Below are 22332 nucleotides of genomic sequence, written 5' to 3'. Positions count from 1 at the left end.
GTAATAATTGCTAAATAGCTCTTATTAAAATAATACAAATGTACAGAATAGCAAGGATTTATTTTCGATTTAAATTGAATGTTTTTACAAAATGCCTTCTTTTTTTTATTATAAATGGTTTATAAAAAAATATTAGAATTATATAGTATTCCAGTATAAAGAAGAGGCATTCAATATAGGACAAAGAAGGATCAGACTCAATGTGGTACAACCTTAGTAAAAGCAAGCTCCTCAAGCATTTAGCTCTCTGATTCGGAAGCTTGCTTAAATATTTTGCTTAGAGTCGAATACTAATATTCTTTACTCTAAACAAAAATCCTATAACCAACAATATGTAAAACAGAATTAAACCTATAGAGGATAATACAGTAATTAGCCCCCTTGCTGCTGAAGTAAATAGGCTAAAACAGTCTGCCGAATGGCGGTATTCTGCTTGTGTATGGCCATGGCTAAAGCCTTTCTGGTACCCACAAATACCACCAACTTCTTAGCCCGGGTAATACCCGTATAAATCAGATTGCGGAACAACATGCCAAAGTGCTGGGTGACTACCGGGATGATGATGATTTCAAATTCACTCCCCTGAGATTTGTGAATGGTAATGGCATAAGCTAAATCCAGTTCCAGTAGGTGCTCTTTTTGGTACCGCACTTCTTTTACCTCCTGACCTGCCTTAAAACTTACGGTAAGTTCCATCTCCTCATTATCTACTTGGGTAATCACTCCGATGTCGCCATTGAACACATTCAAATCATAGTTATTGCGCTTCTGAATAACCCGGTCTGTTTCCCGGAAGATGCGGCCGCCTACGACTAGTTGGGCTTTACCCGCACTTACCGGATTAATCTTTGCCTGAATGACTTTGTTGAGGTTAGCAGTCCCTAAGCTACCCTTGGTCATGGGAGAAAGAATCTGGATCTCGACTTCCTGGCCATAATACTTGGGAATAATGGCCTCATACAGTTTTTCTATCATCCCTACGGCGGCTAAGCCATAATGCAGGGAAGACCAGGGATGCACCCGCCTTAGAACGGCCTTTAACTCTTCACTCTGGCTGCGGGTTTGGACCAAGACTTCCAGATCCACATGATTGAATTTAGCTGGGATAGCTAAGTTAGTGTCCTGATGATATGGATCGGTGATTGGCTCTTCTAATGGAGTAGGTTCCTGCCCATTATTCCGGATTGCCTTCCCCATCACTCGCTTTACCTTCGTAATAAACCTTACTTGTTCGCTCGTAGCTTCTTGCGAATCAATGAACAAACAATCTTTTTTCTCCTGCCAGACTTGCGGCTGATGAAAAGGCGATTCAATCTGGGGAACCTCGCCCCGGTTGATTTGGTGGGCATAGGAGATAATGAGCGACTCGGCCGCTTGCCGGAAAACTTTCGTTAGCCTCTGGCAAGGAACTACGCCGGAGGCAATCATATCCTTTAACACATTGCCGGCTCCTACGGCAGGAAGTTGGTCGGCATCCCCGATCAGCACCACTTGACAATTCGCCGGCACGGCTCGGAGTAAGGCAGCGGCCAGGTGAACATCCAGCATCGAGCATTCATCCACCAGGAGAATATCCGTTTGCAAGGGTTCTACTTCGTTGCGTTTAAACCCGCCCTTGGCTGGGTCAAACTCCAGTAAGCGGTGAATGGTTTTAGCTTCTAAACCAATGACTTCGCTCATGCGCTGCGCCGCTCTTCCGGTGGGCGCTGCGAGCAGCACTTTCTTGCTCATAAACTGCAGGACCCCTACCAAGGCCCGGGTAGTGGTGGTTTTCCCACAACCAGGTCCCCCGGTGAGGATGGAAAGCTGATGAGAGGCTATTTGGAGCACACTTTCTCTTTGTTCTTCACTCAAGGTAATATGATGCACCTGGCAAAATACGTCCAGATCTTGCAGGAGATGATCCTGATTCAGCTTGACCTTTTGAGTGACCAACTGCTTGACTTTGGTGGCTATATATTGTTCATCATAATACAAGGAGTGCGCGTAGAAACATTTCTGTTTTATCCCTTGCTCATCGGGGATCAACCTGATTTTAAGTTCTTCCAGCAGTTCCATTTGCCGGAGGATTGTATTTACGGCAGTAGAGTCTAATAAGGATAGCAGCTCCCGGACAGCTTTAATAATTTGCTCTTGGGTCAAATAACAGTGCCCTTCTTCCCTGGCATTTTGCAGCACATGCGCGATAGCGGCTTGAATGCGTTGCGGAGAATCAGGAGCTAAGCCCAGGCTTAAGGCAACTTTATCTGCCGAGAAAAAGCCAATGCCATAGATGTCGGTGGCTAATCGGTAGGGATTAGTTTGGACCAGTTCAATCGCTTCGTTACCGTAAGTCTTGTAGATTTTGACGGCAAACAAGGTGGAGATATTATGGGATTGTAAAAACAGCATCACATTCCTAATTTCCTGATGTTCTACCCAGGCTTGGCGGATCATCTCTAACTTGAGCTGAGCAATGCCCTCTACTTCGATGAGCTTTCCAATGCTGCTTTCAAATACCTCCAGGGTTTTATCCCCAAAGTGCCTGACAATTCTCTTAGCCGTTACCGGACCTACCCCTTTTATCAAACCAGAACCCAGGTATTTCTCTAAAGCATTGGCTGTAGCCGGCTTTCTTTCAATGACCTTACTGGCTTTAAATTGCAGACCATACGAAGGATGATTAATCCACTCGCCATAGAAGTCCATCGTTGCTCCGGCGAATACTTTGGATTGATGCACCAGTACGGTGATTTCCTCATTAGGTCTTTGAAAGCTGTTTACCTTTAGCACCGTATAGCCGGTTTCTACACTATGGAAGGTGATACGTTTAACAATACCCGAAAGTTTTTCTAACTCCGTTGTAGTTGATCTGTCCAATGCCGGCATATACAAAGATAGGTAAAGCCAAAGATAGATGTACTTTAACAGAAATATTAAGAAGTAAGGTTTCTCTTCCAGCCATCTTTCCGGCACTAATAAATACAACGGGTACGCTCCTGACCGCTCCTCATATGAATTGTTTCTAATACAATGCGGAATTTGGTGTTGTAATAGCAACTGTTGCTTCTAGCCCATTAATTCTTCCAGACCCACGATCTTTAAATAAGGTCCAGTTCAAAAGATAATAGAAACATCAACAGGATTTAATATTTAGGTTGGGGAGTAGCCAAATTTCCTGTGTAAAAAAACGAGGGTTTTTCTACACAGCGCCAAGTAGCTGAAAAGTATTCCAAAACTTTGTTTATCTTGTCGTGTATTTTTTCTAAATGTATTTTACTCCCTTACGTTAAGTTTCTTACATAAATGACCAAGATTGGCTATGCCCGGGTATCGACCCTGGAACAAAACTTAGACTTACAACTGGACGCCTTAAAGAGTGATGGTTGCCGACAGATTTTTACCGATAAAATTTCCGGGGTTAAGGCCAGTAAACCTGACTTTGAAAAATTACTGGAGTATGCCCGACCGGGAGACACGATTGTGGTTTGGAAGCTAGACCGCTTAGGCCGAAGTACGGTGCAGCTGATACAGCTGGTAGAAGAACTCAAGAAACGAGAAGTAAATCTAAAATCTTTAAGTGAGGCCATAGACACAAGCAGCGCCACGGGCAACCTGTTCTTTCAATTTATGTGTATTCTGGCCGAACACGAACGCAATATCATTCGGGAAAGAACCCGAGCTGGTTTAGACTCGGCCCGAGCCAGGGGAAGAACAGGAGGGAGGCCTTCCGGTTTAAACGAGCGCTACAAACGAATAGCACCGGAAGTGAAAGAAGTATATGAGAAGAACAATCGCAGCACCGAGGAAATCCGCAGCATGTTCCATATCAAAAGCCAGCCCACTCTTTATAAAATTCTGGAATTTGCCGGCGTAGATGTGAAAGGATTTATTAAAAGAGAAAAGACTAATAATCCTTTATGTATTTTACTACAGTATGCATTTAGACAAAACTAAGCTCCGTCTATTACTAGAAAAGACAGAGCAATTAAGTATATCAGCACCTAACAATTACAACAGTAGCTCATCGCCTTCAATGGCCAAACAACTGAGCACTATTCTTTCTGGTCTATCTGGCTGGTTAATTAAGCACCCCAACTTAACTAATGGAGCTGCTTATGGGAAAAAGTTAGCTGAATTGCAAGGTAAGCTCACTAGTACAACTCACCCTGGATCCTGGTTTCCTGATAAAGAGGCGGAGGAGTTACGTGTCGGAACACTTGCCCTTCTACGATTGATTGATCGGGATAATAAATCAATATTTATTGTTCATAGCCGAGATTTACAGATGCGTGAGGTTGTACAGAGCGCGTTACGTGGATTGATCTTACCTACGGTAGTTCTGGAACGGGAAGATGATAACGGACAAACGATCATTGAGAAGTTCGAAAAAGAAGCGGCACGTTGTGAGTATGCAGTGGTTCTTTTCTCAGCGGATGATGAAGGTAGACTTCGTTCCAAAGGCCGTAAGGAAACTCTTTTGAAATTGCGTGTTAGACAAAATGTAGTACTTGAATTAGGCTACTTCTTAGCCCGACTAGGCCGTCGCAACGTTTTTGTACTTCATTCTGAAGAGCCCATTGAGCAACCTAGTGATTTTGTAGGAGTGGTATATCAATCGTATGATAAGGCTGGCAAATGGAAAGCAAAATTAGTTCGGGAATTGAAAGCTGCAGGCTTCAAAATACCTATTAAATTGTCTGATAGAATTTAAATAAGATGGACTTTACTTTTTATACATCTTTATTAGAGGATGTTAAATCCCGGATCCGGATAGCCCAAACCAAAGCTACCCTGGCTGCTAATGCCGAGATGATTTTTTTGTATTGGGATATTGGCCAACTAATTTTCCAGCGTCAGCAGGAACAAGGCTGGTCGGCCGCGGTGATTCCCAAATTGAGCAAAGACTTAAAAAATGAACTACCGGAACTCAAAGGGTTTTCCGAACGCAACCTGGGAAGAATGTTGGCCTTTTATCGGGAATATCCACCTGAAAACCTAACTCTGACAAATTTGCCACAGCCTGTGGCAAATTTAAAAGCTAATAGAATTGGATTGGGGATTGTTGCCCAAATTCCTTGGGGGCACAACCTATTATTGATTGAAAAAGTTAAAGAGAAATCCACCCGATTATGGTATGCGCAACAAACCATCCATAATGGTTGGAGCCGGGATGTATTAAGCCTGATGATTAAAAGCAACCTGCACTTAAGGCAAGGTGATACAACTAATAACTTTGCTGAACAATTGCCCAAACCACAGTCGGACCTAGCCCGACAAAGCCTAAAAGACCCATATATTTTTGATTTCTTGACCCTAACCCAACCTTTTACAGAAAGAGAACTGGAAGTAGAGCTAACCCGGCATATTGAAAAATTCTTGTTAGAATTAGGTACAGGTTTTGCCTTTGTCGGCCGACAATATCATTTGGTCGTGAGCAATCATGATTATTACTTAGACCTATTGTTCTACCATCTACAAATGCGGTGTTTTGTGGTCATCGAGTTAAAAAAGGGAGAATTTAAACCAGAATACGCTGGCAAAATGAATTTTTATTGTTCAGCGGTAGATGATTTGCTTAGATATACAACTGATGGACCTACCATTGGTCTGATTCTCTGTCAGACTAAAGACAAAGTAATGGCCGAATATGCTCTTCGGGATGTGCAAAAACCAATAGGTATTTCTGAATTTGAACTCACCCGTGCTCTGCCTGATAATCTAAAATCGAGCCTTCCTGCGATTGAAGACATTGAAAATGAATTAACCCTTAACATATGAAATAGGCTCATTATCATGAGAAACTTAAGATAATACAACTCATATTTAACATAAGATAAATTATAAGACAAATGGTAAACTCCTGAAAATGATTTGTATAAGTGTTTAAAGCTAGAAATAATGTTGAAAAATAAAGCCGTAGAACTCCTCCTCAAGCTTTAAAGCAACAAGCAGAAACGTTTAATTGAGTTTGATGAGCGGATGTTATGTAAACACTTTATTATTATAAGACTAAAAAGTAAAATAAAGCTTGGCTAATTAGATCCCGTTTTTGGTTTTTAAAACAACTCGTTGGCTGCAGTAATATATTCATCTAATTTTTTCCGCATCTCTTGCCTGCCATAGCCCTTGCGGCGCATGGCAGCAATAAACCCACGCGTCCAATCATCGGCCGTCCAATGAGCAGGCATTGAAGATTCACTTGACTTCGCGTAGTTTTCGATGTCGGAACGTAAACCAATGAGAATCTCTTTGCCGTTAGCCTTTACCGAATAGTTTCTGTTTTGCGCCGCATTTACTAATGATACCAAAGACCGTACGTAATTTATTTTATTACTTTCACTGACAATTAGTAAGCCGGCGTAATTAGTTAAACCATTGACGATAATACTTCGAATCGAATTCTTGGCCGCGGCAAACTCCACCGTTAAACCATCTTTTTTCTTTCTTACCGAGTATTCCCCCGATTTGCTGCAATACGTCCGGACAAAGCTTAATAAGCCGGCATCCATTTCTTTGAAGGCGAGGGTTTCTCCAGGTTTTAAGGCATCAATGGATTTTCGAACGGCGGCGCGGCTGATCCGGCTCCCAAAATCCAATTGCAACAATATCGGTTCGTTTTTCTCAATCAGGTAAAATCCGGGCCTTTCACCACTAAGGAACAAAACCGGCCGGATGATCTGCCCGTCTTGTTTCTTGGCCCCAAACTGCTCCATATGTCTTTCGGCATAATCAAAAATCAAGGCTCGCATGATGTCGGGCTGGTACCGATTGGCATCTATTTCGGTTTGGCCAATGCCTAAACATTTAAGTAATTCGAAATACTCCTTTTTCATAGCATTAAGTGTGGATTAGTCAATAAATATACTAAATACTTACGTATTATCTTGATAGAATATACCAGCTTATAGTACAAATATTAGTCATATACTTATCCCCTAATCTCATAAGTAATTATAATATTAGTATTACTAAAGTTGACTAATCTAGCACTAAAGTATAATATCATTATTATACTTATCCATTACTTACGGTATATAATACAATATTATACTTGTTGACTAATTGGTTTTAAGTCAACCAGTTCTCTGGTCTTTTACCATCTTGCTCTTTAATTATTTCCTTCTTAACTAAATTAACAAAAAGAAGAAAAGAACCTTTTGGGTTAGCTCACAAACATAGGATATTAAATAGGTATTTTTAAGACCCCTCCCCTAGCAGCTTAGAACCAAAAGGTAGATCGCTCCTGATGGCTCGCTTTCTTGATTTTATTTCTAAAGAATTCTATTGACCCAAAGCATTACATATAAAATATTCTTATCTCCAAAAATTGGAATGCATCATTTGTATAATATTGATTACTTATTGTTGATTATATATTAGATATTATGTGTAGCCAAACACCCTATAAGTATTCTTGTTTTGGTTTGTTCCTGCTGAAATAAAGCAACTTTCTGTTTTACATATTAGTGGTTATAGGATTTTCTAAGAGCTTGATTACCTTATAAAATTAGTTCCCGGTTCTTTCCTATAACAAAGTTCACACTCCATCTGCTCAACTTACTAAAAAGGACCTTAACACCAGTGAATGAATCAACACTTCGAACAGATAATTTAAGTACTATTTTTAATAACATTTATCTGAAAATGAATTTGTTATGTCTTAATTACAAATTTTTAACAAATGTTAAAAGATTATAATATCTTATTCCTCACCTTTGTCCTATTCAAAATCTGTGACGAGAACCTAACTTGTTTTACTAATGAAATGGCGATTACCTGATTCACGAGACTTTGGTTGGAAGATGAAAAGCGTGGATAGTGCCCATACAAAATTTAGTATTTTACCATACAGTAGCTATGAACTTTGTATTCAGCACGATACTATCCGAAATGTCACCCCGGTTATGCTGGAATGGTGGTTTAAGAACATTAAGGGCACCATGGATTACCAAGGCAAAACGTATTCTAAGTATTTGGTATGGCACCCAATAGATCATATCCACTGGGAGTTAGCTAGAACTAGCCCTAATGGCAGTGCAGGGATTGGCGCACAATTTAGAATCGTTGAAGCATTTGGCGGCGACCTAAACCAATTAGTTGACAGCACGGAAGAAGTTGTGAAATTAGATTTCACCGGATTAAAACTTATTCGCAAAATTCTGGGGATAGAAGTTTTTAGCCTGGAGCACCAATTTATACCAGTTTCTAATGGTACCCGTTATATTTCGCGGATGCAAGTAGGGGCGGAAAGTTTTATAGGTAAATATTTTATTAATCCTTTATTGCATACCCAAGTTTTTACGAAACAAATGGGTACTAGTTGGCTAAAGCATAATGTAGAGGAAGTAGGAAATTTTGAATTTTTCTTGCCAAAGTTATATGCCAGCTATCTTTCCGTTTCTGAATTAGAGAAATCAATAGCCTGAAATAAGGTTGATGACGCTAGGTTATCTCTATAAGATAATGCATCTAATCTTACTATTTTAATCTTTTCTTATTCCTTTCCGGGAACAGTGTTATTGAAGGCAGGCGCTGTTAATTTTTAAAAATATATGTCGCTTTTTTTCAATACATTATATTGCCATTCATTTTACCTTCGTGCTCTTGATTTGTATTAATTATGATGCCATCAGAAACGCAGTATCGCGAGTATTTGCCATCACCAGTATTAAGATCATATATTGAATGCTACTGGCACTATTATTCTTCCCCAGGATTATCCATTGAAGAGCAACCGGTAAAGCGGTGTTTACCACTTGGAACGGTCGAAATTATCATTCAAGTGGACCAAAAGCCATGTGTTATTTACAATAGCCAGCAGCAAACCTGGGAAAAAAGCCATATTATTTATTTTGCTGGTTTATTTAAAGATACTAGTTTTTGGAAAGGTAGCCCGGACTCTCTCATGTTCGGTATTCGCATGAGACCCGAAGCTATTCTAGAATTATTTAAATTACCAGTTGCCTGTTTGTTTAACTGCGTTATCGATGCGGAAGCATTATTGGGAACTACCGCTAAGAATATGGTAAACGAAATGTCTGGAAAAAGTAGTGTACCTCAATTAGTAACTATTGCCGAAAAATACCTGTTAAACCGACTTAGTAATTTGAGAGCGGAACGCAACTACGTAGTGGAAGCCTGCCGGCTGATTCGAAAAGTGCAGGGTAAACTATCAATAGAAGCTTTAAGTGATCAACTGTACATTAGTCCTCGGCAGCTACAACGAAACTTCAAAGAATTAGTAGGTACTAGTCCCAAAACTTACCAGCGCATCATCCGTTTCCGCAACGCTTATCAATATGTACGTAAGGCAACTGATTCAGAAATTAAGTGGGCAGAGCTGAGCTATGAACTTGGATTCTCCGATCAAGCACATTTCATTAGAGATTGCAGGGAATTTACTGGTACGGTCCCATCCTTTTTAATTACGAATGACCAAAGCTTCTTCCAAACCCTGGAAGTTTGCCCTACTTATGTATCATTCGCTTATTGAAGTAAATTGTTTACTTCAGGAATGGGAATCAACAAATTTCTGAAGTATAAGAAATATTATATTGCTTTAATTCTCTTACTTAAGATAATCTATTTCAAAAACTCTTAAGCAAGTATTTTTTCTACAAAAGACCTATCCCGAACTTTTGGCGCCTAATTATAGCAAATTATTGATTGTTAATCGCTTATAATCTGAAAACTTCTTCCGATTAATAGTTCTATAATATCCAGTTACTCTAGAATGTCGGTTTTATTCAATATAAATTTTTTGTGCCGGATTAATTTTGTGCTAGAATCAAAAGAGATACTTCGTGCTTAAATGATAATAACTACACAATATTATTTATCCTACGCTAAATGTAGTAATGAATAAGTAGGTTCTTTTTTTCTGATACAACTACACTCCTTATATCTAAAACTGATCAATCCATTTAATTATGAAACTGTTCTTGTCTTACTACTCTCAGAATTATACATCAAGAGGAGGATGCATTTCTTCATTATTAATATTGCATAACTTATTTTTTACCTTGATTAAGGTTTCCGGGATACTAATTGCTAAAATACTGGGCTTCTTGATGGGCTTGTGGATTATTATACATCCTACTCCCATCCTGGCTCAGGAGGTATTACTTGGGTTAACCTCTACTTATGGTCCCCAAGGGGGAGGTACTGCTTTTTCCATTAAATCTGATGGTAGTGGCTTTGCTGTTCATAAAACCTTTACCAAGTTAGGTTCAAACCCCAAAGCAGAATTAATGCAAGCTAAGGATGGAAACTTTTACGGAATGACCTCGGCCGGTGGTGCTAACAATCTTGGTACTATTTTTAAAATGGCACCGGATGGTAGTATAACTATCTTGCACGATTTCAATGGTTTTGAAGGAAATGCACCGGAAGGAAATAATCTCATACAAGCCGCTGATGGTAATTTTTACGGCATGACTTCGTCCGGTGGATTGAACAATAACGGAGCAGAACCGGGAGTAGCATTTAAAATAACGCCCCGTGGTGAGTACAAAGTAATTTACACCTTTACTCGGAACAATGGTTATCGGCCCTATGGAGATTTATTGCAGGGTCCGGACGGTAATTTTTATGGCCTGACCTTTTACGGCGGTACTTTCGATATGGGTACTATTTTTAAATTATCTCCTACAGGTAAGCATACGGTGCTGCATCACTTCAACGGAACTTCTCGGGGAGGTCGGCCAGATGGCAGTTTAGTGCGGGGCAAGGATGGCAATTTCTATGGCCTTACTACTCTCGGAGGAGCCAATCAGTATGGTACTATCTTTAAAATAACTCTTTCCGGTACCTTTACCCTGCTCCATACCTTTGAAATTACTACCGGTGGTACCCCGGTTGGCAACCTAGTGCAAGGTAAGGATGGTGAATTTTATGGATTTACCCGGTACGGAGGAGAAAATTTTGGGGGTACGATCTATAGAATAAGTCCAACAGGAGGCTACAAAGTAATTTATCACTTCACATACGGGGGAGAAATAGGGGATACTCCTAAAAGAGGTTTGCTGCGGGGAAAGGACGGTAGCCTGTATGGTACCACCATGAATGGCGGTTACTGGGGCAATGGAACCCTTTTTAAACTGACGACCAATGGCACTGTAGGTGTATTACATTCCTTTTCGCCTTTGGAAGAGGGAGGGCGCGCGGGTGGTCTGATGCAAGGAACGGATGGTTATTTGTACGGCATGAATGAAATAGGCGGTCCGCAAAATGATGGTATTATTTACCGGATTATGCCTACTGGTAAAAATTTTAAAATATTGATGGCTCTGCCAGGTACTTTTGGTGGAGTGGCTTCCCGGGGTAGTTTAGTACAGGGCCAGGATGGCTTTTTCTACGGCATGACCGAATATGGTGGAACCTATAATTACGGCACCATTTTCAAATTGTGTTCGGATGGCTCCTATACCATCTTACGGTCCTTAGACGATTTAAACGATGGTGGATTACCGGTGGGTGATTTACTGCTGGGAAAAGATGGCAACTTTTATGGCCTGACCCGTCATGGAGGGGTAAACGGCAGTGGTACCTATTTCCGGATAACGCCCAGAGGGGATTTTACCGTCTTATATTCCTTCCAAAACGATGATTCGGGCTATTCCCCTTGGGGTAGCTTAGTGGATGGCAACGATGGTTATTACTACGGCATGACTCAAGCGGGCGGTCATATGTTATCCGGCGTGATCTTCCGGGTTACGCCTACCGGTTCTTACGAAGTATTGCACAGCCTCAATAACTATGAAGAGGGTTCTTCACCCCGGGGTAATCTGGTAAAAGGGAAGGATGGAAATTTTTATGGGCTAACCAATGTAGGCGGCGATTATAATATGGGTACTTTTTTTAAGGTAACTCCTAACGGTAAGTTTACCAAATTGCATTCTTTTAATCAATATGACCAAGGCGACCATCCTGCTGGTAGCTTGGTAGTAGGCAAGAATGGCAATTTTTACGGCATGACTTCCCGGGGTGGAAAAGATGGATTTGGTACTATTTTTACCATTACCCCAACTGGTAAAATAACAATTTTAAAGTATTTAGTAAATGAATATGCCGATGGCGCTAACCCAAGCGGTAGCCTAGTAATGGATAAAGAAGGTAACTTCTACGGGCTAACCAGCGGCGGCGGTCATAATTATAGTGGTACTATCTTTAAAATCACACCTGCGGGTAAATATACCATTATGCACCATTTACAACCTGTTACCGATGGTAAAAATCCTGTAGGTAGCTTAATTTTTCAGAAAGCTACTCCAGTAGCTAATTCGCAGAACGTTACTACTGCTATTAATACACCAAAATCTATTACGCTATCTGGTACGGGTGCCTCTCCTTTAATTTATAAGATTGTTTCATTACCTAAAAATGGTACTTTAAGCGGTTCCGGAGCGAAGCGTACCTACCGGCCAAAAGCTGGTTTTACTAGTACAGATTCCTTTACTTTCCGGGTTATCTGGGGCTGCCAGTCATCTGTACCTAAAACAATTTTTATTACGGTAGGAACGGAAGTAACGAAAGCAATCCGAATTAATGCAGGAGGAACTGCTTTGACTACTTCTTTAGGTAGTTTTGTTGCGGATACTTACTTTGTTGGCGCTACAAGTATATCCGCTACTTCGGGAACTATTGATAATACTACAGATGGTAACCTTTATAAAACTAATCGCCGAGCTACCAATTCGGATGGTAGTTTCCAATATACTATTCCGGTTAATAATGGCTCGTATATGGTAAAACTACATTTTGCGGAAATCTATTATACAACTGCGGGCAAGCGTAAATTTAACGTAACCGCAGAAGGAACGGGTTGGTTAACTAATTACGATATCTTTGCTTCGGCGAAAGGAGCCCGCAAGGCGGTTAATGTTTCGAAAAAAATAACTGTAACCGATGGTTTTTTAAATCTGCAATTTATTTCAGTAGTGGATAAAGCTTGTGTTGCTGCCATTGAAATATTGCCTATCAGCAAAGCCGAGCAACATATAGACACGTCACCAGTTATCCTAGCTACCCGCCTGTATCCTAATCCGGTTATCGATAAATTTACCGTAGACTTAAAAGTGCCGGCGGAAGAACTGGTAACCTCCCTCTTAAGTGCCGATGGTCTAAGTTTAGGTTTAAACACGCATCGCCTGATAGCTACTAACCAATTAGAATTTCCAGTTAGCCATTTGCGGCCAGGTTTGTACTCGCTTTTAGTGTATACCAGTACAGGCCAGCAAGTTTTACGGTTTATAAAAAAATAACCTGGCTGGTGTTCCGATAAGCTAGTTTGATAATTTATTACTCTAACCATCAAGAAATAGCACCTAATACGGTTTAATAATTTTGACTTTAATTGTGTGTTCTTCGCTCTTGCTGTCTGGTTGCCTGTATAATTATTAGTAAATTTATATTTTAATACTACAGGACTTGGATGAATCTTCTTTCTAAAACGTCTTAAAACCTTCTCTTAGGCAGTTTTATCTAGCACTATATTTTGTCGTTTTTCTTCAATATTTAAACTTCAATCCAACTTAATTTTAGTGAAAAAAATAACATGAGAACCGTAAAACGCTATAATGTTTTTAACAACATCCACAAAGCACTTAGAAGCATGCTTTTCGATTTACAAAGCAAAATACAACAAACTGATTTTACAGAGCTTAAAGCCGATAAAGTAATTGCCGAAATGGAACGAGTACTCTATTTCTACGATGAACATGCCGACCACGAAGACCGATTTATTTTAGCCCATATTGTACATCAGGAACCGCAGCTTACAGAAGAACTGGAAAAAGACCATGTAATAGACCATAATTTAAGTGCTGATCTAAGACAATTTATTAGCAATTGGCGTCAGGCGAAATCAGTGGAAGAAAAAGAGTTATCCGGTAAGCAAATCTTTTATGCACTTAATGAATTTATCGCCTTTAATCTGTACCACATGAATAAGGAAGAAAACCAATTACTGCTGGCACTTTGGAAGCACTTTTCGGATAAAGAGATCCTGCGCATGGAACAACAGATTATGGCTTCAATTGACCCGCAGGTACTTATGGAAGAAAGCCGGTGGATGATGCGCAGTATTAATAATGCAGAAATTTTGGAATGGATGGATGGTATTAAAGTATCTGCTCCGGCACCTGTTTACGAAGTTTTTTTACAAATGGCGGCAGATGAATTGCCCCAAGTACGTTTTAGAGAACTAAAATTCAACTAAGTAATTAAAGCCATCAGTCAATGATATAATCAAGTGCTCATTTCACCCTGTTGCCTAGAAACTATATTCTAACTTATTATGAAAATTTTATTTGTAGGTGATAGTATCACCAAGGGTACACTTGGCACGAGCTTTATAAAAATAATACAGTACGAAAATCCTGGGTATAACATAAAAAACGCGGGCTTAAATGGGGATACTTTTAGCCATATCAGCGAAAGGCTTCTTCAGGAATTAAGTAAGAATCCCGATTATGATGGTGTGGTGCTCCAGGGAGGTTATAACGATTTAATTTTACCTTATTTTCAACAGAAAGGCAAGCTGTTCCAATTTGCTTTAAAGGAACAGCTCAAAAAAGGCTTATGGCCACTAACTTCTGCCTTGGATTTCGAAAATGCCTGGAGAAGAACTGTTCAGGAGGTTAAACGGATTTTTAAGGGCAAACTGGTACTTACCACCATAGGTTGTATCAATGAGGATTTACATTTTACCTTAAATTTTCAACGAGCTGCTTACAATACCGCTATTCGCAAAGTTGCTCAGGAAGAAGCGACCTTATTAGCGGATAGCGGGTTAAAATATGACCAAATTTTAAGTATTAACTCCCAAACAAATTACTTTTTGGAAAGCTTCTGGGCCGTTACCCTGACCGACCCGGTTGTTTCACACACTAAAAAGGGCCCGGATTGGCTAAGCCGCAAGCGCCACCTGCAGCTAACCATTGATGGCGTTCACTTGAATAACGCGGGAGCTCGAATTTTTAAAGTTTGTATTATAGAGCAATTGCAAAAACTAAAGCCTTAAACGAAATATTATTAGGTTACATCTTAATGGCGATCTAATACCAGGCGCTACTTTGAATTAGAAAACCAGTAGCGCAATAATCCCTTCAACCTTTCATGCTGTTTAGCTAAATAATCAGTTTAGGTGGACCAAAAAAGCTCTCGGATAATACGAAATTTGTAACTGGGTGCTTATACAAAAAGACGGACAATTATTATTAACAGTAGCTGAAAGCATGGAAAAATTACTAGCCAGACATTTTAAGAAAATGCGGAACAAGAATTTAGAAAAAGGGCTGCAAAACTGACTTTATGTACTTAAAAAACGGAGTGAGAATTAAAATTATGCTACCTATAGAAAGTATTCGCAAATTTGTGATTTTAAATTTTCTGCACAGAAATTAATAGAGTTAGACGATGAACCGTAAAATATTTTTACAAAACCTTTTGTTGCTTGGCGTCACCCCTTATTTACTGAAAGCAAATCCATATCCGCTTATGAACCCTAAAATTTCTGTTCAATTACTAAGGCACGCCACTTTAATTATTCATATTGGTAAACAAAAGCTGCTTGTTGATCCCATGCTGGCATCAAAAGGAGAGTTAGACCCGGTACAAAATTGCGGGAACAACATAAGAATACCAATGGTTGATCTTCCCTTAGAAAAGGATGCATTACAGAAGATTTTAAGCGAGGTAGATGCTATTGTGGTAACCCATCTTCATCGGGATCATTGGGATCTGGCTGCACAAACTCTTATAAACAAAGATAAACTTATATTTTGCCAGCCATCTGATTTAGATAAAATCAAAAAGCAAGGCTTTACAAATGTAACACCAATTGACCAGCAACTTATCTGGAAAGACATAAAGATTTTCCGGACTAAAGGAAAGCATGGCTCGGGTGAGATCGGGCAAAAAATGGGAGAAGTATCCGGATTTGTTTTTGCTAGTAAACAACAAAGCGTTTACTTGGCAGGAGATACTATTTGGTGTGATGATGTGAATGAAGCTCTAAAAGAACACCAACCAACAGCTATAATAGTAAATGCAGGAGGAGCGCAGTTTTTATCCGGAGGCCCAATTACTATGACTCCAGAAGATATTAGGCAAGTTTATGCGAAACAGCCTAATGCAAAAATTATAGCTGTACACATGGATACAGTAAATCATTGTTTTGTAAAGCGAACGGCTTTGAGAAAAGCCCTTCAAGAAAATAACTTGGTTTCAAAAGTTATTATTCCCTTTGATGGTGATCTTATACCTTTGTAAATTTTTTTTAAAAATATTTAAATCTGTCTAGCATAGAAAAGGCGGATGTGCTCACTTAAAGAGCAGATTAAAACTTTTTAAATAACGGAATTAGTTAAAGGCTAACAAAAGCATAAAAAGGAAAGCACCCTTTTAAGTGGATGATGGTAAAAATTTCAAGTAGTAAGCTATAATGTGATTGATTTTAGGGGTTTTCCCCCTTATTAAACCTACTTGTTAGTAGGTTTTCTTTTTTCAAGTTGTTTAAATCCGAAATAAATACAACTTAGACAAAACAAGAGCCCGATTGTAGCGGGTATTTTCATGGATTTTCCAGGTTCTCCAGCCTGAGCAATGCCCCAGGCCATTTTTCCCAGCGCCATAAAAGCAATTACAGCCAGTCCCATCCAGATGCTTCTTTGCCAGCAGGAAAAGCCTAATGTCATGAAAGAAATCAGCGGTACTAAGGCGAATAATACTTTTTTTAGTTTCCAGGTGTCACTAAGCCAATGTATTTCAAACTGCAGAAATGCTTTTACATCATCTGTTATTATAGCAGGTTGATTAAACCAGAACATACTGGCAAATATAGCGAATATGATAATGGAAATTCCGGTCCAACTTTGACGGTAAGCAAAATAGCAGAAGGGTACAATAAATAAAGGCCGGATAAACCAGCTCATCTGATTTTGGTGCCGGGCAAATACCCAATTTAAGAATACAGTATTGGTTAATAAAAGAACCAAGAATAGAATAGTTAAAAACCCAAAAAGAAGGGCAATTGGTTTATCATATTTTTTCATAATAACAGATGAAGAGAAATTTGTTTTCATAGTAAGTAAGCAAGAGAATGCCTCCTTATGAATTTGCCAGGCTTTCTGTATTCTAATTTAAGAACCTGACCTTCTCAGGAAATCTACCGGCTTGTTTCGCGGTTCACTTCTTTAACCAGGTAAGCTTTTCAAGAATTTATAGAGCGATTTTATTTCGGTATCTGTGTATTCTTTTGTCATTTTCCAGGGCATGAATTTGGCATTCATTTTTTTGCCTTCGGGTGTTATGCCGGTTCGCAAGGTTTGAATGAACTGGGCTTCTGACCATTTTCCTAAGTTACCCGAACTGTTTATATTAGGGACATCGGGCGAACCCGGAACTATGGCACTGCCTCCCTGGAAATTATCGCGATGGCAACCAGTACATGACACGGCTACATATTGGCCATAGGCGGCGGAAACTTCCGGTAAAACTTCTTCTTGGCTCTGCGTACTATGGTCCACCCTTTCCGCCGCCACCAACGGTAATTTATCAAAATGGGTAAGTACGTAAGCTAAGGGATTTAAACGAATAGGTGGTGTTTCATTATCTACAGGCGGCAAACTTTTTAAATAAGCAATCAAAGCGCCTAAATCCTTTTTAGATAATGGGTTGTACTCGTAAGATGGCATGAGTTTTAATGTTTTATTATCTTGTCCAATGCCATGCTTGATTGCCCGCACGTAATCTTCGTCCGTATAAGTTTTATGCCGGCTTAAAAGACCGCCTTTTCCTCGCGTTATATTGGGACCCGCCAAAAAGCCAATGGCTGGGTCATCAATTACTACTTGTCCACTAAAATTTTGGCCGTGGCAGTCGCCGCAGCCCTTTATAGTGGCAATGTGTTTACCAAGGTTTATGGAGGCATCATCGGTAGGAATGGGAATGGTTTGCACCGATACCTGATACTCTTTGTTGAAGCGGCTTTTTACTTTATGGTTGATAAAAAGAAAAGTTAAAAGCAGCATAATGAAGCATGAGCCCAGAACAATTCCGGTCCATTTAAAGAACTTTTTCATTGGATGATTAAGAAGATTAAATTTTAACTATGATGATGGAGTGTTTCCCATCTTTATAGGATAAGCTTTCTGATAAGCAAAACGCAATATCTCGGCTTATCAAAAAATTGTTAATTATCCACCAAAATTAGCTGTTGGCTAAGTTCAAGTATTGAATAAAAGCGACATTTATACAGACTGGAGGGTTTGTTGTTATTACAGGAAATTACTTCGATTCTTTACCTGGTACAAATAACTGGCTCATGCATTAACAGGAGTGTTGCTCTTAGAAATCAATGTTGTAGAGCATATCAAATTGCTTTGTTTGGGCGCTAGCTGGAGTAATCCGTAGCATGGCATTTCTGATTCCAGCCAGAATCGGATTGCTGGTTTGAGCGATGCGCCCAATATTCCGCGACCGCAGGATAATCTTTTCCGTACGTTTTAACCTTCTTCGTTCAAAAGCCTGAAGTGCCGCTTCAATCGTTGTATTCCGCTCTAACTCTTTACCCAGTACAACAGCATCTTCAATGGCCTGGCAAGCTCCTTGGCCCATGTTGGGCGTCATGCCATGAGCGGTGTCACCTACCAGCAGCACATTATCATAAACAAAATGCGGTAGTGGGTCCAAATCAAAAATATCATGGTGTAGCAGTTGTTCGTCTTTTGTTTTGGAGAGAATTTGTGGAACAGGCGCATGAAACTGATGAAAATGGGCATATAAATCCTGAACCCGGAAATTTTTAAATTTTTCACTTTTTTCCGGGGCATTAATGCAGGCAAACCAATAAATTTGGTTGTCTTTCAACGGCACAATCCCGAACCTGCCGGCGGTATCCCAGGTCTCGGAGGCGCCCTCCTGGGCAATGCCGGTACCTTCAATCACCGCCCGCCAGCAGCTATAACCAGCATAACGAATAGTAGCATGGGGAACCAGTTTGTTGCGTAAAACAGAGTGAATACCATCGGCAATAATCAAATAAGGAGTTTTGTGCGAACTCCCATCCTGAAACTGAATGATTAGTTCTTTTCCTTCTTTGGTAAGACCAATTACTTTTTTGCCGATATAAATGGGGGTCCCATCCAGTTCTTGCAGGAGCGCTTGGTGCAGAGCATACCGATGAATAGTAAAATTATCAATGCCGTAACGCGCACTTATGGCCTGGCTATCTGTAAAGGAAAGAATACTTCCGGCGGCATTAGTAATTTTAAAGTGGGGTAACCTTCTGCCAAGTGGTATAATTTTTTCGGCGATACCTAATTCATAAAAAGCTTTGATGGCATTGGGTGCTAGGCCTAAGCCCGCTCCAACCGGTTTAATCTCGGATGCTGCTTCGAATACTTCCGTTTCAAATCCGGCTTTTTTTAAAGCTATGGCGGTGGTTAATCCGGCAATCCCCGCTCCTATTATACTGATTTTCATAATTTTATTTTTTATGACACAAATCTAAAACTTGGCGAGCAGAAAAATTTTTACATATGTTAAATAACAAACTGACAAGAATAAAATTGGTACTTTAGCCTGATTGCGAAATCAATTATTAGTAAAAACAAAATAAATGGAAAGTATAAATACCTCTTTGGCAGAAGCGTTGAACAAAATTAGCAAATTATCTTCCGTAGTTATAGAGGAATTAAACCAGCTTACTAAGGCATCAGGAGTTAAAAAAAATACGATTTTGTTAGATGTTGGAGCCGTTTCTCGGCATTTATACTTTATTCAAACGGGCTTGGCACGAGTTTTTTATTTCCATGAAGCGGAAGATGTTACCGATTATTTTGCCATTGATAACCAATTTATCGGCGGTGTAGAAAGCCTTTTTACCGGAATGCCATCCAAAAAAGGAATTCACGTTTTGGAGGACTCTATTATATACTCCATTTTATATGCTGATTTAGAGGAGCTTTGCCGAAAATACCACGAAATGGAGCGAGCCGGCCGGATGTTGGCCATTTACGCGTTCCTGGAAGGACAACAACGCATTGAAAGTATCCGGTTTCACGAAGCAAAGGAGAGGTACAAAGCGTTAGGAAATAAGTATCCGGGCATCCTAAACCGGTGTCCCCTCAAACACATTGCTTCTTATTTAGGTATTACGCAGGTAAGTTTGAGTCGGCTCCGGGCAGGTTCTGTTTAACTGCTTCTGGCTTGAATATCCGGTTGCTCCATTTACTAGTAGATAACAAAGGTAACCATCCTAACTAAATCAAGGTCGTTTATTACCCCACGGTATTGGTGGTTGTAAATAAACCTGTAACTCTAATAAAATCAGGTACTAACTTTACGAAAGTATTGGTTTTGTCCGAAAAGATAAGAATGCAGCCTTACAAAAGCGGAAATTTAGTTTAGATTTATAGACATATGTCCCGAGCTAATGTATTGCAAAAGTCTGTTTAAGGTAACAGATTCCTGCTTTTGTAAAACTATGGTTATTTAACTATCTGGGCAGCGTACAACCATTGGAAGCGCCTTTTAATTGACTTTCAATTGCTTGTCCATCAATTAAAGCCCAATGTTCCAAAATTTTTCCTGCTTTGATTTTGAAAAACCGGTAACCTTGGGTAAGCACTTCAAGATTAGTTGGCGGCATATCTCGCCAAACCCCAATGTGTTTTAGCTCCATCCGGATTTTTACAATGCTTTTGTCTCCTTCGGTAACCTGGTCTTCAATAACTGTTTTATGTTCAAATGAAGCACATGTAGCCATAATCCAATTTTTCAGGCCTTCTTTATCTGGTGTTAAAGCTGGTGGTAAGGAGAAATCCTTGAATTCCGGATGAATAAAATCATCTAACTTCTCGAAGTTTTGCTTGTTCCAAATTTGCTCAACAAACTCGGAAACTAATTTGTGATTAGCCTGTTGCATTTTTTTACAATTAAATTTTGAAATACAAAACTGGCTTTATCTTGTTATTTCAACCTGTGACAATCGTCACAAAATTATACCTGCCCAAGGCGGCATTTTATTTATTTCCTGCCCCGAATTCTGCTCAAGGTTTCCCGGCTAATGCCTATATAGGAAGCAATTTGAGTTAGTGATACGCGGTTAAATAACTCCGGCTGGGTTCTTTGCAAATATACGTACCGTTGTTGCGGTGTGAATAATTTAAACAGGTTGGCATGTTCTTCCTGGTTCATTAAAATTAACTCTAACAACTTTCTACCCAATCTCTCAATTTCGTGGGATTGCTTATACGCTTCCAGCAATTTGGTTTTATCGAGTCTGATAACGGAGCTTTGTTCTTCAGCTTGAATGAAGTAATCTGATTTCGTATTTTGGGTAAGGCTTTTTACATTCGTGGCAAAGCTGTTTTCAAAGTAGAAGTTGGTATTTTTTTCTTCTCCGTCGTTCAGGTAAAAAGACCGGTAATAACCTGTTACAATAAAGAAAATGGCTGGGCATACCTCATCCGCTTGTAACAAGTAGCCCCCTTTTTTTATCTCCAGAAATGTTAGCGTAGCTGAGAAAATCTTTCGGCTTTCTTCTGACAAATCTGTTATTGTTTGAAGGTAGGTGAAAAGATGGTTCAAGAGAAATTATCTATCTTAAATGGTGCTAAATGACTACGAAATTTGCGAAGAACTGAGTAGTATTAAAATTCTTGTTTTACCGCTTGTACGGTGGTAACTTAATACTTGTACGGTAGTAACTTAATAATTAAAGTTAGAAGTGGAGTCATCGTCTTGTTCAGTCAAGATACTTTTTGTAAACCGCTTTATATCCAAACAAGTAAGCAAACGGTATTAAAAAAATAAATAATACTTTTTGAACAGCAAATGCTGGTTTAGCCAGCCGAAATACAGGCGCATATTTATTGGCGATTAAAACAAGTTGTAAGAGGTTAGGCATTCCGTTGTCGTTAGTCTTGCCGTCAATCGTTAGCCCAGTAGTAGTTTCGAGCAAATGATCGGTGTCCAAAGCTGGTTGCACTTTCCAGTTTACGACTGTCTTACGGTTTGTATTATTCCACATAGCGTGGACCTTATTTTTGGGTATATGCAGCGTATCGCCTGGGTGCAGTACTTTTATTTGCCCATCCAGGCGAACGGTTAATTTACCGGCTAATACCTTAAAGTCTTCTACCTGGTAAGGATGATAATGCGCGGCCGGTTCTTTTGAGTGCGCATTATAAGTAGTTTCCATCTCTAAAAGCTGACCGTTCGTATCCTTGCCCGTTTGTAAAAATTTTATATCCTGGCCGGTTTTGGGATTACAGATTATCTTGTTTTTGAAAGCCATTTTCTTTCATCGGTTTCGTTTTCTAAAAGTAAAATTGGCGGGTAGTT

General features: G+C 39.7%; 18 protein-coding genes. 10 read left to right on the top strand and 8 right to left on the bottom strand.

The annotated features are described in order from the left end of the window. Positions 1–372 precede the first annotated feature (372 nt). The gene (gene recD2 / locus AHMF7605_RS28855; RefSeq protein ID WP_106933731.1) at positions 373–2868 is read right to left on the bottom strand and encodes an SF1B family DNA helicase RecD2; all 2496 of its coding nucleotides are present in this window, start codon (positions 2866–2868) and stop codon (positions 373–375) included. A gap of 417 nt (positions 2869–3285) precedes the next feature. Here recD2 and AHMF7605_RS28850 point away from each other — a divergent pair, with 417 nt between their 5' ends. From AHMF7605_RS28850 to AHMF7605_RS28840, 3 genes are read left to right on the top strand one after another with little or no spacing between them, the layout of a single operon-like run. Continuing rightward, a complete protein-coding gene (locus AHMF7605_RS28850) occupies positions 3286–3936 on the top strand; it encodes a recombinase family protein (protein WP_106933730.1) in 651 nt (216 codons plus the stop codon). After that, positions 3917–4693 (top strand): TIR domain-containing protein, encoded by a 777-nt coding sequence (locus tag AHMF7605_RS28845; protein ID WP_106933729.1) that lies wholly within the window; start codon positions 3917–3919, stop codon positions 4691–4693. The genes AHMF7605_RS28850 and AHMF7605_RS28845 overlap by 20 nt, the downstream gene beginning before the upstream one ends. A gap of 5 nt (positions 4694–4698) precedes the next feature. Further along, positions 4699–5760, top strand: a complete 1062-nt coding sequence (locus AHMF7605_RS28840) for a PDDEXK nuclease domain-containing protein (RefSeq protein WP_106933728.1) — start codon at positions 4699–4701, stop codon at positions 5758–5760. Positions 5761–6038: 278 nt separating this feature from the next. Here the strand turns inward: AHMF7605_RS28840 and AHMF7605_RS28835 are convergent, their stop codons facing one another. After that, a complete protein-coding gene (locus tag AHMF7605_RS28835; RefSeq protein ID WP_106933727.1) occupies positions 6039–6815 on the bottom strand; it encodes a hypothetical protein in 777 nt (258 codons plus the stop codon). A gap of 927 nt (positions 6816–7742) precedes the next feature. Between AHMF7605_RS28835 and AHMF7605_RS28830 the strand changes: the two genes are divergently transcribed. The 6 genes from AHMF7605_RS28830 (at position 7743) to AHMF7605_RS28805 (ending at position 16254) form a co-directional block, all read left to right on the top strand. Next, positions 7743–8408 (top strand): DAPG hydrolase family protein, encoded by a 666-nt coding sequence (locus AHMF7605_RS28830; RefSeq protein WP_106933726.1) that lies wholly within the window; start codon positions 7743–7745, stop codon positions 8406–8408. A 194-nt stretch (positions 8409–8602) separates the two neighbouring features. After that, positions 8603–9475 carry a helix-turn-helix transcriptional regulator gene (locus tag AHMF7605_RS28825; protein WP_106933725.1) on the top strand — a complete coding sequence of 291 codons (873 nt, stop codon included), beginning with the start codon at positions 8603–8605 and terminating at the stop codon, positions 9473–9475. 529 nt (positions 9476–10004) lie between these two features. After that, complete coding sequence (locus tag AHMF7605_RS28820) at positions 10005–13244, top strand: choice-of-anchor tandem repeat GloVer-containing protein (RefSeq protein WP_158267665.1); 3240 nt, start codon at positions 10005–10007, stop codon at positions 13242–13244. Between the two features lie 293 nt (positions 13245–13537). After that, on the top strand, positions 13538–14200 hold the full coding sequence (locus tag AHMF7605_RS28815; protein ID WP_106933723.1) for a hemerythrin domain-containing protein: 663 nt from the start codon (positions 13538–13540) through the stop codon (positions 14198–14200). Between the two features lie 78 nt (positions 14201–14278). After that, positions 14279–15004: an SGNH/GDSL hydrolase family protein gene (locus AHMF7605_RS28810; RefSeq protein ID WP_106933722.1), complete on the top strand. Its 726-nt coding sequence runs from the start codon at positions 14279–14281 to the stop codon at positions 15002–15004. Positions 15005–15399: 395 nt separating this feature from the next. Further along, positions 15400–16254, top strand: coding sequence for an MBL fold metallo-hydrolase (locus tag AHMF7605_RS28805; protein ID WP_199200381.1), 855 nt, complete (start codon positions 15400–15402; stop codon positions 16252–16254). Positions 16255–16463: 209 nt separating this feature from the next. On the opposite strand, the gene AHMF7605_RS28800 is transcribed toward AHMF7605_RS28805, so the two are convergent. The 3 genes from AHMF7605_RS28800 to AHMF7605_RS28790 form a co-directional block, all read right to left on the bottom strand. Further along, on the bottom strand, positions 16464–17066 hold the full coding sequence (locus AHMF7605_RS28800) for a hypothetical protein (RefSeq protein WP_146153705.1): 603 nt from the start codon (positions 17064–17066) through the stop codon (positions 16464–16466). Between the two features lie 111 nt (positions 17067–17177). Next, complete coding sequence (locus AHMF7605_RS28795) at positions 17178–18065, bottom strand: c-type cytochrome (RefSeq protein WP_106933720.1); 888 nt, start codon at positions 18063–18065, stop codon at positions 17178–17180. Positions 18066–18330: 265 nt separating this feature from the next. After that, positions 18331–19467, bottom strand: coding sequence for an FAD-dependent monooxygenase (locus AHMF7605_RS28790; RefSeq protein WP_106933719.1), 1137 nt, complete (start codon positions 19465–19467; stop codon positions 18331–18333). A gap of 136 nt (positions 19468–19603) precedes the next feature. Between AHMF7605_RS28790 and AHMF7605_RS28785 the strand changes: the two genes are divergently transcribed. Continuing rightward, entirely contained in the window at positions 19604–20182 is a 579-nt protein-coding gene (locus AHMF7605_RS28785) for a Crp/Fnr family transcriptional regulator (protein ID WP_106933718.1), read from the top strand. A gap of 300 nt (positions 20183–20482) precedes the next feature. On the opposite strand, the gene AHMF7605_RS28780 is transcribed toward AHMF7605_RS28785, so the two are convergent. The 3 genes from AHMF7605_RS28780 to AHMF7605_RS28770 all read right to left on the bottom strand — a co-directional run bounded on the left by AHMF7605_RS28780 (position 20483) and on the right by AHMF7605_RS28770 (position 22285). Next, a complete protein-coding gene (locus AHMF7605_RS28780; protein ID WP_106933717.1) occupies positions 20483–20911 on the bottom strand; it encodes an ester cyclase in 429 nt (142 codons plus the stop codon). Between the two features lie 101 nt (positions 20912–21012). Further along, entirely contained in the window at positions 21013–21537 is a 525-nt protein-coding gene (locus AHMF7605_RS28775) for a Crp/Fnr family transcriptional regulator (RefSeq protein WP_158267664.1), read from the bottom strand. Positions 21538–21733: 196 nt separating this feature from the next. After that, positions 21734–22285 (bottom strand): cupin domain-containing protein, encoded by a 552-nt coding sequence (locus AHMF7605_RS28770; protein WP_106933715.1) that lies wholly within the window; start codon positions 22283–22285, stop codon positions 21734–21736. Between the last annotated feature and the right edge of the window lie 47 nt (positions 22286–22332).

Source organism: Adhaeribacter arboris, from assembly GCF_003023845.1.
GTDB classification, from domain to species: Bacteria; Bacteroidota; Bacteroidia; order Cytophagales; family Hymenobacteraceae; genus Adhaeribacter; species Adhaeribacter arboris.
Note: the sequence above shows the minus strand (reverse complement) of the source record. Positions and strands in the feature narration are given on the sequence as shown.

What these genes read in the sequence shown, in the direction of transcription:
- AHMF7605_RS28790 (WP_106933719.1), bottom strand. Translation starts at nt 19,467, where the DNA reads ATGAAAATCAGTATAATAGGAGCGGGGATTGCCGGATTAACCACCGCC.
- AHMF7605_RS28785 (WP_106933718.1), top strand. Translation starts at nt 19,604, where the DNA reads ATGGAAAGTATAAATACCTCTTTGGCAGAAGCGTTGAACAAAATTAGC.
- AHMF7605_RS28830 (WP_106933726.1), top strand. Translation starts at nt 7,743, where the DNA reads ATGAAATGGCGATTACCTGATTCACGAGACTTTGGTTGGAAGATGAAA.
- AHMF7605_RS28800 (WP_146153705.1), bottom strand. Translation starts at nt 17,066, where the DNA reads ATGAAAACAAATTTCTCTTCATCTGTTATTATGAAAAAATATGATAAA.
- AHMF7605_RS28795 (WP_106933720.1), bottom strand. Translation starts at nt 18,065, where the DNA reads ATGAAAAAGTTCTTTAAATGGACCGGAATTGTTCTGGGCTCATGCTTC.
- AHMF7605_RS28845 (WP_106933729.1), top strand. Translation starts at nt 3,917, where the DNA reads ATGCATTTAGACAAAACTAAGCTCCGTCTATTACTAGAAAAGACAGAG.
- AHMF7605_RS28835 (WP_106933727.1), bottom strand. Translation starts at nt 6,815, where the DNA reads ATGAAAAAGGAGTATTTCGAATTACTTAAATGTTTAGGCATTGGCCAA.
- recD2 (WP_106933731.1), bottom strand. Translation starts at nt 2,868, where the DNA reads ATGCCGGCATTGGACAGATCAACTACAACGGAGTTAGAAAAACTTTCG.
- AHMF7605_RS28810 (WP_106933722.1), top strand. Translation starts at nt 14,279, where the DNA reads ATGAAAATTTTATTTGTAGGTGATAGTATCACCAAGGGTACACTTGGC.
- AHMF7605_RS28850 (WP_106933730.1), top strand. Translation starts at nt 3,286, where the DNA reads ATGACCAAGATTGGCTATGCCCGGGTATCGACCCTGGAACAAAACTTA.
- AHMF7605_RS28815 (WP_106933723.1), top strand. Translation starts at nt 13,538, where the DNA reads ATGAGAACCGTAAAACGCTATAATGTTTTTAACAACATCCACAAAGCA.
- AHMF7605_RS28840 (WP_106933728.1), top strand. Translation starts at nt 4,699, where the DNA reads ATGGACTTTACTTTTTATACATCTTTATTAGAGGATGTTAAATCCCGG.
- AHMF7605_RS28805 (WP_199200381.1), top strand. Translation starts at nt 15,400, where the DNA reads ATGAACCGTAAAATATTTTTACAAAACCTTTTGTTGCTTGGCGTCACC.
- AHMF7605_RS28780 (WP_106933717.1), bottom strand. Translation starts at nt 20,911, where the DNA reads ATGCAACAGGCTAATCACAAATTAGTTTCCGAGTTTGTTGAGCAAATT.
- AHMF7605_RS28825 (WP_106933725.1), top strand. Translation starts at nt 8,603, where the DNA reads ATGATGCCATCAGAAACGCAGTATCGCGAGTATTTGCCATCACCAGTA.
- AHMF7605_RS28770 (WP_106933715.1), bottom strand. Translation starts at nt 22,285, where the DNA reads ATGGCTTTCAAAAACAAGATAATCTGTAATCCCAAAACCGGCCAGGAT.